Raw genomic sequence first — 12529 nt, 5'->3', positions numbered from 1 at the left:
AGCCTTTTTCAATCCAATCTGTAGTCTTTTAGTATTTTTTTTGATTTATTTTCGTTATACTGGTACTGATATTAGTAATCGAAGGAGTTTAACCTATGGGGAATTATTTTACAATTTTTTTAGGAGTTATTTATTTATTTGGTGTCGTGTTTATTCCAAAATGGCGCCGTAAAAAGCTTAGTCCGGGTTGGCGTTTTTATGAATTATTGTGGTTTTCAATTTGTTTTATTATTTACGTTATCTTTTTAGAGCTAACACTTCAAACCTTTTACTTTTTGATGCCATTGGGCTTTTTACTGCTGTTTCTATTTTGCTATTTCAAGGAACGACGCAGGCTGATAAACGGCTTATTGTTCAATTTATTTTTAGTTGTCGGCATGACGTATCTAGGCTCACTGCTGATTCGCACAATGAATCCTTTGCTGATTGGTTTGGCCGGACTTACGTTAATCGTACTGGTCTTATCATTATTACTTGGACTTTATGCTTTACTGGTTTTCTTATATTGGAATGCACTGGTCGTCTTACGTAAAGAAGGACACTCCTTGGCTAATTTATTGACGTTGCTTTTGGCCATTTTCTTGACGGTGTTTTTAATTTTTAATCATTTTTCAGAAAGAATTTTACCTTCCTGGGCTTCACTGTTGTTCAGTATTTTACCTATGCTCATGGTATATTTTTCAATCGTTTTTTATAATTTCCTAACAATCTCAGTGATTTATCAGTTTAATCAGCCGAAATATAATCAGGATTTTGTGATTGTTCTGGGCTCAGGATTGATTGACGGCAAAACTGTTCCGCCGCTTTTGGCTAAACGGATTGAAAAAGCTCTTCAGTTTTATCAAGCCCAGTCACAGGCTACCTTAAGTCCACCCAAAATCATCATGTCCGGCGGTAAGGGAGACGACGAGCATTTGGCTGAAAGTGTTGCTATGAAAGACTATGCATTAACTAAAGGGATTCCGGAAGATGATATTCTCATTGAAGCAAATTCAAAAAATACGTTGGAAAATATGAAATTTTCTAAAGAAGTTATTGAACAAAGCTTTGGTGGTGCTGAGTATCGTGCGATATTCATCACTAACAATTTTCATTTGTTTCGAGCGGGTTTGTTTGCAAAAATGGCTCAGCTTAATGCAAACGGCATCGGTGCTAAAACAGCTTTTTACTTTTTGCCGAACGCCTTTTTACGTGAATTTATTGCTATTGTTGTTATGCACAAACGGCGCCATCTAATTATTTGCGGCTTGATTGCTTTGATGATGATTTTCCTAGCCGCAGTAGATTATTTTCTTACTTAACCAATTTTAATGCCGAAGGAGCTGCGATACGTTGATATCGCAGCTCCTTCGGCATTATTTTATTTCTACATGGCGAATTTCATCATAGCCGATTTTTTGATCTGCTACATAAATCCCCAACTCATCATGTCCTTGAATAATACCAATAACGTCCTCACTGTAATTGCCTTCATAATCCAATTCTTCTTTTTGAATAGCGACACTCAGCTTTCCTTGAAATGCCTGTGTCAGTACCTCATCAATTTCCGGCCAGCTCATCTGTCTTTTCTTTTCAGGTGGCTGCTTTTGGCTTTCTTTAGCAATCATCGCAGTGTGTTCTGATAAATAAAAACCCGCCCACTTCTTCATCTTGCGATCCTGATATTCTTCAAAATAATAATCCCGTTCTTTACTCATTCCAGCCCCTCCAATCCGCCGGCGTGACCGCCTACTAACGAGGCTCTTGAAATGGCAGTCCCTCCCGCTGTTACAGAGCTGGCATGAACCAAAGCAACATAACCGAAGCGCTGGCGAATGTCATCTATCAATTGATCCAGCTTTAATTCTTTTAATTGTTCAGCAGGTTCATGAAATAAATCCAGCTGCACATAAGTATTATAATTTAATTTGGAATAAGTAATCCCAATATGTCGTATTTCCTCACCGCGCCAGTGCTCTCTGAAAATAGTTAAGCAATACTCCGTTAAAAGCCGGCTACTGTTGGTTAAAGGTACTTTCATTTGTCGGGAAAAGCCAGCTGCACTCCCGCCGGCTTTTTTCGAGAAGCCAATGGAGAGCTGGACACATTCGGTTTGACAATGGGCTTTTCTAAGTCTGGCGGCAACTTGGTCAGCCATCTCGCGAATCACAACCTCAATTTCATCCTGCCGTAAATAATCCCGCATTAAAATTTGTGAATTATTATAAGAACGCTCCTCCGGAATATATTTTTCTGCTAAACGACTACGGTCAATGCCATGCGCATGAGCATAAAGCTGCTCACCAATGATACCTAGATTCCTCTTTAAGCTACTATAATCCGCATGAGCTAAATCATACACAGAACGAATCCCTAAATAATTTAACCGCTTTGCCATTCGGCGGCCAATGCCCCACATATCCGTTAAAGCTTCAATGCGCCAAACCTTTTCAGGAACATCTTCATAATGCCATTCAGCAAGACCATTGGGCTGCTGCTTAGCTTCAATGTCCATGGCTAATTTAGCTAAAAGCGGATTATCGCCGATCCCGATGGTAATTGACAAACCTGTCTCTGCCTTAATTCTCCGCTGAATACTTTGAGCAAGCGCTGCAGGCGATCGCTCAAACAGTCGCCAACTGGCAGTCACGTCCAAAAACGATTCATCAATAGAATAAATGTGCAAGTCTTCTTCTGCCACATATTCAGCGTATATCTTATTAATCTTCATGTTTTCTTTAATGTATTCATTCATCCGCGGCGGAACCACCACCAGCTCCGGATGATTCGGCACCTCATATTTACGCGTCACATTGGTTATACCCAAAATTTCCTTTGCCTTAGGCGACGAGGCTAAAACAAGTCCGCCTGTATTTTCCGCATGACTCATCACTACTAGCATCGTGTTTAGCGGATCATAGCCTTTCGCTACACATTCTACAGAAGCATAAAATGACCTTACATCAATACAAAAAACGACCCTCCTAGGTTCCTTCTGATAATCAAACTTCATAGCCACCCTCTCCTTGTGTTATTTCATGCTTAATTATACGAACGTATGTTCTTTTTGTAAAGGGGAACACCTTTTTAAATTGCTCAGAATTAATTTTTTATGAATAATAATGGAAACACTACCCTAAAAGTAAAAAAAGTATTATAGTAGCCTTAGAGTTTTAATGATTACTTTTGTGGAATTAGGGAGGAACATGGGTGTTATATGAAAAGTTTATTCAAAATGAACGATTACGACGGTTTTCTGTTTTAGCAGTGGTCATTTTTATTTTATTTTTGGCCAGAAGTATGATTACAATGATTTTGCTTACCTTTATCTTTACTTTTTTAGCACTTCATTTCGTCAAATTTGTCCAGCGTTTTATTAAAGTTCCTTCACTGGTATTAGTTTTGGCGACTTATTCATTGATTGTCTTTTTGGTTTATTTAGCCATTACTAAATACGTACCGATTCTGATTGATCAATCCGTACAAACGTACGATTCAGTGGTTAAGTTTTACCAAAATCCGGCGGACAATCAAAACCAGCTGCTGCAGATCATTGACGATTATTTAGAGCAGTCAAATCTAATGACACAGATTCAAAACGGTGCCAGCATACTGTTGCACTATGTTCAAAATATCGGCTCGCTTGGTTTATCGTTTGTCCTTTCATTTATTTTAAGCTTCTTTTTCATGATTGAAAAAAGGCAAATGGCTGATTTTTCCAAGCTGTTTTTGAAAAGTGATTTTGACTGGTTCTTTCAAGATATTTACTTTTTCGCAGATAAATTTGTGAATACCTTCGGCGTTGTCATGGAAGCTCAATTCTTTATAGCGGCGGTCAATACCGGCATTACGACGATCTGTCTGGCTTTAATCGGCTTTCATCAGCTACCTAGTCTAGCGATTATGATTTTTATTTTAAGCTTAGTACCGGTCGCAGGTGTCATTATTTCATGTCTGCCGCTGGGTTTTATCGCTTATTCTCAGGGGGGTATTAATGATGTCATCTATATTTTGGCGATTATTGTTATCGTCCATTTATTTGAATCGTATGTTTTAAATCCTAAATTTATGTCCAGTAAAACAGATCTGCCGATTTTTTATACCTTTGTTATTTTGCTGATCAGTGAGCGTTTATTTGGCGTTTGGGGGCTAATTGTGGGGATTCCGATTTTTACCTTCTTCTTGGATATATTAAAAGTCAAACCGATTAAGCCCTTGAAAAAGCTTCCCTCACTCAAACGTAAAGACGAATCCCAATAAGCATAAAAATAAGTTGAGTAGAAGAGTCCGTTAGACTTTCACTCAACTTATTTGTTTGTGGCTTAGCTGCTTTATTAACCAAGCAGCATTGATGCGATTTCGGACCAAATAACTACATCAGAAGCTACCCGTTCCATTAATACACAGCCATCTATAAGGAAAAGCTAGATTTAGCTATACCACCTGATTTACTGCAATACAAATTCTTTAGTTAATTTTACGTCGCTTTTAAACAACTGGGATGCTTCTACTGTAACTGGCGCCGCCGGATCCAACAATACATAAGGAACCTTTAGAGTTAAAGTAGTGCCTGGCTGAATTTCCGTCATCGAATCAACATAGCCAGATTCTGTCATAATAGCTAATTTCAAGGAAATACCGTTTTGGAAAGCTTTGGTGGTAATGGAAGTTAGGAACATAGCATTTTTATCACTATTATTGGTAAATTCATATTCCACCACGCCAACATCTGCCCCGCTATAATCCTGAGCTAATGAGAAGCCTTTAATCGCTACATGATACTTGCCCAAATCTCCCACATCTGAAGCCTGCGGTGCTTCTGCTTTTTCTTCCACCATTGTACTTTTTGTTGTTTGCTTAGAGACCTCTGTTACAGTTTCTTTAGTGGTTTGTTTTGATTTCTCCTCTGATCCTATGTTTGCTAAAACACCACCAATGAATAAAACGCCGATTCCGATTAAAACAATTTTTTTCATCTTTATTTTCCCCTTCGTTATTTAGTCCGTTAGTACTTCTTTATAGTACTTGAGAAAATAAAAATAATCTTATGCACGCTGCATAATTTTTCCTGATGTCAAAAATAGCTTTTCTCTTTTACGAATTCAATCCACCTGTCATTTTATCCACAATTGAATAACAGTAAAGCCAGCCTAAAACTAGAAGCCCGAAGCCAATCAGCCGTACAAACCTGTACTTTGACTTAAGTAAAGGAACTTTTGCATGGAAATTCCCAACATTAGTAAATAACAGAACCGGCAGAATCAATAAAACAAAGACATTAAGCGCCAATGCAAGCTGCTCACTCCACGTTTTTCCCGAACTAACTTCTATTGGTAGGCCAAGAGCTAAAAACAGGTAATATATACAAGCGATCACTTTTTTCCATGATTGATTGGTGCGAAAGCCGGGAATATGACGCAGAACAATTGACTGAAAGACTGGGCTTATCCCAACTGATTGTCCTTTTGGCTGTTTATTTTTTACACCAGCTGCAGCTGATGGGATTTCCTGCCAAAATTTGGGCTTAGTAGTTTTTTCGTACTCTAATTTCTGCTCTAAGCGTCGTAAGTTCTCTTTTATAGCTTGTGCCATCTTTACGGCAGACTGGTAACGATCATTTGGATCTAATTTTGTCGCTCGTGCAATGATACCGCTTAAATAAGGATCCGTCGTCAGCTGATCTTTAGGGTATTCTCTGTTGGAGCAAATATTCATCACAACACCCAATGAATACAAATCACTTCGTTCGTCCGATTGAGCAAAGCCAAATTGCTCTGGCGAAGCAAAACCAATCGTGCCTAGCTGAATGGTATCGGTTTCCTTTTCACCATCAAATACACGGACAGCATCAAAGTCAATCAGCTTTAACACACCATCGCTGGACAGCATAATGTTGCCAGGCTTAATGTCCCGGTGAACTAGCCCTTTTTCATGCAACATCATTAATGCATCAAGTAAATCCAAAGCCATCATTAAAATGTCTCTGGTAGTCAGCCCGGATGTCTGAAGTAATTCACTAAGCGTTTTGCCGTGAATAAATTCTTCATACAGCCAGATTTCATCACCTTGCAACTGCAGCTCTTGAATTTTTGGTAAATGTTTATTTTTAATTTTTTGAAGAATGATCAGATGTTCGTTCAAAGCGGCAGAATAAACTTTTTTAACAAAGAACTCCTTGCTTTCTTTTTTACGAACTAAAACCGGTCCATTCACATTATCTGTCAAAGGCTCAATTTCTTTATAGCTGCACTTTTCTTCACTAGCCGTCATTTTCATACAAACACTCCGTATTTTGGTTTACTTTTCTAATTATAGCAAATAAATCAAAAAAATAGGTCGTTCTTTCAAAAATTCAAGGTATAATAAAAGCAGATAATTTACTTATAGGAGCTAAGAAAATGAACGAAAAAAGTACTGATAAATTATTGCATTCATTAAAAAAAGCCGAAAATTTTCAAACTGCAATCTCAACTACTCGTGAATATGCCATTAACCGCCCTTTGAAAGATTATCTCAATCAATGGCTGCTCTTGAAGAAGCTAACAAAAAGTACCGTTTTAAGAAGAGCAGGTATCACAGAAGCCACCGGCTATCAATATTTTGACGGTAAACGCAATCCTTCTCGTGAAAAAGTAATTGCCTTAGCTATCGGCTTAGAATTAAGCTTCGAAGAAACCAATGAGCTAATGAAAAAATCCGGCTACGCGCAGCTTTATCCTAAACATCCATGGGATGCAGTTGTTATCTACGGCCTAATTCACGGCTTGACCATAACAGAAATCGATCAGCATTTGTATGAGGAAGGCTTGTCTACCTTTGGAGAATAAGGCAAAGCTAATGCCTGACCGGTTTCTTTCAGAATCAGGTCAATTTTTAACAAAATCGACACTATTATTTTTCATTGAATTGACAAGTTTCCTTTTAAAGCATTGAAAAGCACATCCACTCATTGAGTGAATGTGCTTTTCATTTTTTGTGGTAAATTTGTGGCAAATACAAATTTACCACACTCACAACAGCTGTATCTATTTCTATACAGAGAGTTGTGCAACAAATATGCTATTAAATATGAATTGGCAAACCTAGAGCCAACTCAGAAGCATCCATAGTAATTTCCCCTAAAGATGGGTGAGGATGGATCGTTAAAGCAATATCTTCCGCATTCATACCGGATTCTACTGCTAATGCTAGTTCAGAAATCATATCACTTGCACCAACTCCACCAATTTGTGCGCCAATAATGACATTGTCTTCGTTGGTTGTAACTAGACGAATGAATCCTTCTGTTTTACCTAAAGAAATCGCACGTCCATTACCTGCAAATGGGAATTTGTAAGCAGTTGCTTCTAACCCAGCTTCTTTTGCTTCCGCAATCGTCATACCTACACTTGCCAATTCAGGATCTGTAAAGGCGACAGCAGGCATTGCTTTGTAGTCTACTGCTACTTTTTTACCTGAAATAGCTTCAGCAGCGATTTTTGCTTCATAGCTTGCTTTATGGGCAAGTGCCGCACCAGGTACGATGTCACCAATGGCAAAAATGTTTTTCACATTGGTTCTACCTTGTTCATCTACTTGAATTAAACCACGTTCGCCAACTTCAACGCCGGCTTGTTCTAATCCAAGATCGTCTGTATTTGGACGACGTCCTACAGTTACCATAACATAATCTGCAGTAACAGATTCTTCTTTACCGTCGACTTCATATTTTACTGTTACGCTGTCGCCGTTGTCGATTGCTTCTTTAGCCATCGCTTTCGTTACAACTGTCACGTTTTTCTTCTTGAAGTCATCTGTAACAAGCTTCACCATATCTTTTTCATAGGTTGGTAAAATTGAAGCAGTACCTTCTAAAATAGTTACTTCAGAACCAAGGTTAGCATAAGCTCCGCCTAGTTCAGCACCGATAACGCCGCCACCGATGATCACGAATTTTTTAGGTACTTCTTTCAAGTTTAACCCGCCTGTAGAATCCAAGACACGTCCACCGAATTTAAATCCTGGGATTTCAATAGGACGAGAGCCTGTTGCTACGATTGCGTTATTGAAAGAATAAGTTTGTGCAGAATCGGGATGAATAACACGTAAAGTATTTTCATCAACGAAAAATGCTTCTCCTTCAATAATTTCAACTTTGTGTTTTTTTAGCAGCATACCTACGCCGCCAGTTAAGGTTTTGACAACTTTATTGTCTTTCCATTCTTGTGTTTTTGTAAAATCTAATTCTACATCCTTAGCTGTTACACCAAATAAAGTAGAATCTAATGATTCTTGGTAATGGTGTCCTGCTGCAATCAAGGCTTTAGAAGGAATACAACCAACGTTTAAACAAACACCGCCGATAAATTCACGTTCAATAATCGCAACTTTTTGACCCATTTCAGCCGCACGAATCGCAGCAACATATCCTCCAGGGCCGGCACCAATAACAACTGTATCTAATTCAATGGCGAAATCTCCTACTACCATTTGATAATCATCCTTCCATTAATAGTAATTCTGGATCAGCTAATAAACGCTTGATGTTGTTCATTGCTTTTTGAGCAGTCGCTCCGTCAACAATCCGGTGGTCAAAGCTTAATGATAATTTCATTACACGACCAACCACGATTTCACCATCGGCATTTACTACTGGTTGCTGTGCAATTGTACCAACACCTAAAATAGCTACTTCAGGGTAGTTGATTACTGGTGTGAACCAGCCGCCGCCAACTGAACCAATATTACTGATTGTGATCGAGCCATCACGCATATCTTGTGCTGTTAGTTTTCCTTCAACGGCAAGACCTGCTTTTTCATTGATTTCGTCTGCAATGGCAAACATGCTCTTCGTATTTGCATTTTTAACATTTGGTACATATAGACCATGATCTGTATCTGTGGCAATACCAATGTTGTAATAATTTTTATAAACAATTTCTTGAGCTGCATCGTCAATTGAAGCATTCAAGATTGGGAATTTTTGAACAGTAGCAGTTAAAGCTTTCACAACGTATGGTAAGAAGGTTAACTTCGTGCCATTTGCAGCGGCCACATCTTTAAATTTCTTACGGTGATCCCATAATTTAGAAACTTCCACTTCATCGTGTAAAGTAACGTGTGGTGCAGTGTGTTTGCTGTTCACCATTGCTTTAGCAATTGCTTTACGCGTTGGCGTCATTTTTTCACGTGTTTCCATTTCACCTAAATCAGAAGTAAATGGTTTAGCCGGTGCTTTTGGTGCTGCGGCTTCTGTTGCTTGTGGAGCAGCTTTTGCTTCTGTTTGTTCAGCTTGTGCTGGTGCTGCTTGGCCTCCGCCGGAAATAAATGCTTCAACGTCTGCTTTAGTAATGCGTCCGCCTTTCCCTGTTGGTGTTACTTGGGTAATGTCCACATCTTTTTCACGCGCAAATTGACGAACAGATGGCATTGCCAAGACCCGTTTATTTGGATCTGCTGCTGCCACCACGCCTGTTGAAGCTGCTGGTGCTTGGGCTGCTTCTGTTTGAGCAGGTGTACTTGCTGCTGGTGCTGGTGCTTGGGCTGCTGAATCATTGTGTCCAGGTGCATCGATTTCTACCAATACATCGCCTACGTTGGCAACTGTACCTTCTGGAACCACAATGTTTTTCACTGTTCCTGTAACAGGAGATGGTATTTCTTCTACGGATTTATCATTTTGAACTTCTAGTAGAGAATCATCTTCATTAATGGTATCGCCGGCTTTTACAAACCATTTTACGATTTCACCTTCTGCAATCCCTTCACCGATATCTGGTAATTTAAATTGGAAGAAACCGCCTGTTGCTTCTGCTGCAGTAGGTTCTGCCGCTGGTTGTGCAGAGGTTTGTTCCTTCGCTGCCACACCGGCATCGCCTGATTCCTCGTTTCCTTCATGTCCGGGCGCATCAATCTCAACTAAAACATCCCCAACATTTGCCACTGTCCCTTCTGGAACCACAATACTTTTCACTGTTCCTGTAACAGGTGACGGAATTTCTTCTACAGATTTATCATTTTGTACTTCTAATAATGTATCATCTTCATTGATTGTATCGCCGGCTTTTACAAACCATTTTACGATTTCGCCTTCTGCAATACCTTCACCAATATCTGGTAATTTAAATTGATAAGCCATTTTCTAGCCTTCCCTTCCTTTGATCGTTTCTATAGCACGGATAAGCCGGCCAAGCAGCAAGTCTGAATTTTCAACAGTCAAATTAACCTGTGAACGTTCAGTCAAGCTGATGGCAACAGCTTTTTCAGCGTTTAATTAAAATTCTGCGATTTCTCTTGCTTTCGCTTCGATATCTTTGGCATTTGGCAACCAAATGTTTTCTGCTTGCCCAAATGGGAAGACTGTATCTGGTGCAGATACGCGGCCAATTGGCGCTTCCAATGACAAGACTGCACGTTCAGAAATTTCAGAAACAACCATCGCACCAACGCCTGCTTGTTTTTGCGCTTCTTGAACAACCACTACACGTCCTGTTTTTTCTACTGATTTGATGATTGTTTCCACATCTAAAGGAGCGACTGTCCGCAAGTCAATAATTTCAGCAGAAATATTGTCTTTTGCTAAACTGTCAGCAGCTTTAATGGCTTCACGAACCATCGCACCATAGGTAATGATTGATACATCTGTTCCTTCACGAGTGACTGCTGCTTTATCCAAAGGTACTTCGTAAGCTTCATCTGGCACCTCTTCACGGAATGAACGGTAAAGTTTCATATGTTCTAAATAAACAACCGGGTCATTACTTCTAATAGAAGAAATTAGTAAACCTTTAGCATCATATGGATTTGATGGAATCACCACACGAACGCCTGGTGATTGGGCAATTAAGCCTTCTAAGTTATCTGAGTGCAGCTCTGGTGTATGCACGCCGCCGCCAAAAGGTGCGCGAACAGTAATCGGCATATTACGAGTGCCGCCCATACGATAACGTGTACGAGCCATTTGTCCAACGATTTCGTCAAATGCTTCAAAGACAAAACCAAAGAATTGAATTTCCGGAACAGGACGGAAGCCTTCTAATGCTAAACCAAATGCTAAACCGCCGATTCCAGATTCTGCTAAAGGAGTATCGAAAACACGGTCTTCGCCAAATTTTTCTTGTAAGCCTTCAGTTGCACGGAAAACTCCGCCGTTTTTACCAACATCTTCACCGAAGATCAATACATTTTCGTCTTTCTCTAATTCAAGAGCTAAGGCATCTGTAATTGCTTGGATCATTGTTTTTTGTGCCATGATTATTTCGACTCCTTCGCTTCATAAAATGCAATTTGTTCTTTGATATTTTGTGGTTGAACTTCAAACATGTTCTTCAAGAAATCAGAAACTTTTTGTTTTGGAACTTTATCAGCTTCTGTGATTGCAACTTTGATTTCTTCTTTTGTTTTTTCAATTACTTCGTTTTCTTTTTCTTCAGACCATAAGCCTTTAGCTTCAAGATATTTACGGAAACGAATTAATGGATCTTTTTGTACCCATTCGTCATCCATGTCTTTTGAACGGTAACGGGTTGGATCGTCACCGGATAGTGTATGTGGACCATAACGATACGTTAATGTTTCGATTAATACCGGACCATTACCTGCTGCAGACCATTCGCGTGCTTCTTTAGCAATCGCATAAACAGCCAATGGATCCATACCGTCTACTTGAATACCAGGAATTCCAGCTGCCACTGCTTTTTGAGCAAGTGTTTTTGCTGCGGTTTGTTTTTCACGCGGTGTTGAAATCGCAAACCCATTGTTTTGGATAATGAACACGCCATTTGCATGATAAGCACCTGCAAAGTTAATCGCTTCATAGAAGTCCCCTTGTGAAGAACCGCCATCACCAGTATAAGTGAAAACAACGTTTTGTTTGCCGCGTTTTTTCAAGCCTAAAGCCACGCCGGCAGCTTGAATGTATTGTGCACCAATGATAATTTGCGGTGGCAACGCATTTAATTCAGGAGCATAGTGGTTACCAGCAACATGTCCGCGAGACCATAAGAAAGCTTCTGTTAGTGGTAAGCCATGTTGAACAAGTTGTGGTACGTCACGATAGCCCGGTAATAAATAATCTTCTTTTTCCATTGCAAATTGACTTGCTAATTGACTCGCTTCTTGTCCAGCAGTTGGTGCGAAAAAGCCTAAGCGACCTTGACGGTTCAATGCAGTGGAGCGTTGATCCAAGACACGTGACCAAACCATCCGAGTCATTAATTCTACTAATTCGTCATCTGATAAATCCGGTACAGCAGCTTCATTTACGATTTTCCCGTCTTTATCTAACACTTGAAATGTCGGGAAATCAGCGTTGACTTCTTCCATAAGGGCGTTAAAGTCAATAGGTTTTTGTTTCTTTGCCTTTGCCATTTGTCACACAATCCTCTCTGTTACGTTTCTTTTTTTCGAAAAAAATAAAACAGCATTGAAAACTGTATTACTTTTTATCGACTACATTTACAAATTATCACTAATCGTTTAAAAGAGCAAGTAAAATGACCTCATTTATAAAAGTTTTGTCCAAAACCCTAAAAACCTTTTATATCAAAGGATAGTGATTAAAATCACAAAG

11 protein-coding genes are annotated in these 12529 nt (G+C 39.4%); 3 read left to right on the top strand and 8 right to left on the bottom strand.

What is annotated here, in order from left to right; genetic code table 11:
• Positions 1–95: 95 nt before the first annotated feature.
• Positions 96–1301 (top strand): YdcF family protein, encoded by a 1206-nt coding sequence (locus tag ABH902_RS06760; RefSeq protein ID WP_404589807.1) that lies wholly within the window; start codon positions 96–98, stop codon positions 1299–1301.
• Between the two features lie 54 nt (positions 1302–1355).
• Here ABH902_RS06760 and ABH902_RS06755 read toward each other — a convergent pair whose 3' ends face one another.
• Entirely contained in the window at positions 1356–1697 is a 342-nt protein-coding gene (locus tag ABH902_RS06755; protein WP_404589805.1) for a hypothetical protein, read from the bottom strand.
• Complete coding sequence (locus tag ABH902_RS06750; protein ID WP_404589803.1) at positions 1694–2992, bottom strand: Y-family DNA polymerase; 1299 nt, start codon at positions 2990–2992, stop codon at positions 1694–1696. The genes ABH902_RS06755 and ABH902_RS06750 overlap by 4 nt, the downstream gene beginning before the upstream one ends.
• Positions 2993–3189: 197 nt before the next feature.
• Between ABH902_RS06750 and ABH902_RS06745 the strand changes: the two genes are divergently transcribed.
• Complete coding sequence (locus tag ABH902_RS06745) at positions 3190–4239, top strand: AI-2E family transporter (RefSeq protein ID WP_404589802.1); 1050 nt, start codon at positions 3190–3192, stop codon at positions 4237–4239.
• Positions 4240–4427: 188 nt separating this feature from the next.
• Here ABH902_RS06745 and ABH902_RS06740 read toward each other — a convergent pair whose 3' ends face one another.
• Both ABH902_RS06740 and ABH902_RS06735 read right to left on the bottom strand, forming a co-directional pair.
• On the bottom strand, positions 4428–4955 hold the full coding sequence (locus ABH902_RS06740) for a DUF5067 domain-containing protein (RefSeq protein ID WP_404589800.1): 528 nt from the start codon (positions 4953–4955) through the stop codon (positions 4428–4430).
• A gap of 118 nt (positions 4956–5073) precedes the next feature.
• Positions 5074–6255, bottom strand: a complete 1182-nt coding sequence (locus ABH902_RS06735) for a protein kinase (RefSeq protein WP_404589799.1) — start codon at positions 6253–6255, stop codon at positions 5074–5076.
• A 122-nt stretch (positions 6256–6377) separates the two neighbouring features.
• Here ABH902_RS06735 and ABH902_RS06730 point away from each other — a divergent pair, with 122 nt between their 5' ends.
• Positions 6378–6806 carry a helix-turn-helix domain-containing protein gene (locus ABH902_RS06730; protein ID WP_404589797.1) on the top strand — a complete coding sequence of 143 codons (429 nt, stop codon included), beginning with the start codon at positions 6378–6380 and terminating at the stop codon, positions 6804–6806.
• Positions 6807–7041: 235 nt separating this feature from the next.
• On the opposite strand, the gene lpdA is transcribed toward ABH902_RS06730, so the two are convergent.
• The 4 genes from lpdA to pdhA form a co-directional block, all read right to left on the bottom strand.
• The gene (gene lpdA, locus ABH902_RS06725; RefSeq protein WP_404589795.1) at positions 7042–8448 is read right to left on the bottom strand and encodes a dihydrolipoyl dehydrogenase; all 1407 of its coding nucleotides are present in this window, start codon (positions 8446–8448) and stop codon (positions 7042–7044) included.
• 7 nt (positions 8449–8455) lie between these two features.
• Positions 8456–10096 carry a dihydrolipoyllysine-residue acetyltransferase gene (locus ABH902_RS06720; RefSeq protein ID WP_404589794.1) on the bottom strand — a complete coding sequence of 547 codons (1641 nt, stop codon included), beginning with the start codon at positions 10094–10096 and terminating at the stop codon, positions 8456–8458.
• 135 nt (positions 10097–10231) lie between these two features.
• Positions 10232–11209: an alpha-ketoacid dehydrogenase subunit beta gene (locus ABH902_RS06715; protein ID WP_404589792.1), complete on the bottom strand. Its 978-nt coding sequence runs from the start codon at positions 11207–11209 to the stop codon at positions 10232–10234.
• Between the two features lie 2 nt (positions 11210–11211).
• Positions 11212–12327, bottom strand: a complete 1116-nt coding sequence (gene pdhA, locus ABH902_RS06710) for a pyruvate dehydrogenase (acetyl-transferring) E1 component subunit alpha (protein WP_404589791.1) — start codon at positions 12325–12327, stop codon at positions 11212–11214.
• Positions 12328–12529: the final 202 nt, after the last annotated feature.

This window comes from Enterococcus sp. UD-01, assembly GCF_044909655.1.
Lineage (GTDB): Bacteria > Bacillota > Bacilli > Lactobacillales > Enterococcaceae > Enterococcus_L.
The sequence above is the reverse complement of the archived record's forward strand: the minus strand, read 5'-3'. Positions and strand labels throughout refer to the sequence as shown.

Coding starts and splice junctions, on each gene's coding strand:
- ABH902_RS06735 (WP_404589799.1), bottom strand. CDS start 6,255: ATGAAAATGACGGCTAGTGAAGAAAAGTGCAGCTATAAAGAAATTGAG.
- ABH902_RS06755 (WP_404589805.1), bottom strand. CDS start 1,697: ATGAGTAAAGAACGGGATTATTATTTTGAAGAATATCAGGATCGCAAG.
- ABH902_RS06730 (WP_404589797.1), top strand. CDS start 6,378: ATGAACGAAAAAAGTACTGATAAATTATTGCATTCATTAAAAAAAGCC.
- ABH902_RS06715 (WP_404589792.1), bottom strand. CDS start 11,209: ATGGCACAAAAAACAATGATCCAAGCAATTACAGATGCCTTAGCTCTT.
- pdhA (WP_404589791.1), bottom strand. CDS start 12,327: ATGGCAAAGGCAAAGAAACAAAAACCTATTGACTTTAACGCCCTTATG.
- lpdA (WP_404589795.1), bottom strand. CDS start 8,448: ATGGTAGTAGGAGATTTCGCCATTGAATTAGATACAGTTGTTATTGGT.
- ABH902_RS06750 (WP_404589803.1), bottom strand. CDS start 2,992: ATGAAGTTTGATTATCAGAAGGAACCTAGGAGGGTCGTTTTTTGTATT.
- ABH902_RS06740 (WP_404589800.1), bottom strand. CDS start 4,955: ATGAAAAAAATTGTTTTAATCGGAATCGGCGTTTTATTCATTGGTGGT.
- ABH902_RS06760 (WP_404589807.1), top strand. CDS start 96: ATGGGGAATTATTTTACAATTTTTTTAGGAGTTATTTATTTATTTGGT.
- ABH902_RS06720 (WP_404589794.1), bottom strand. CDS start 10,096: ATGGCTTATCAATTTAAATTACCAGATATTGGTGAAGGTATTGCAGAA.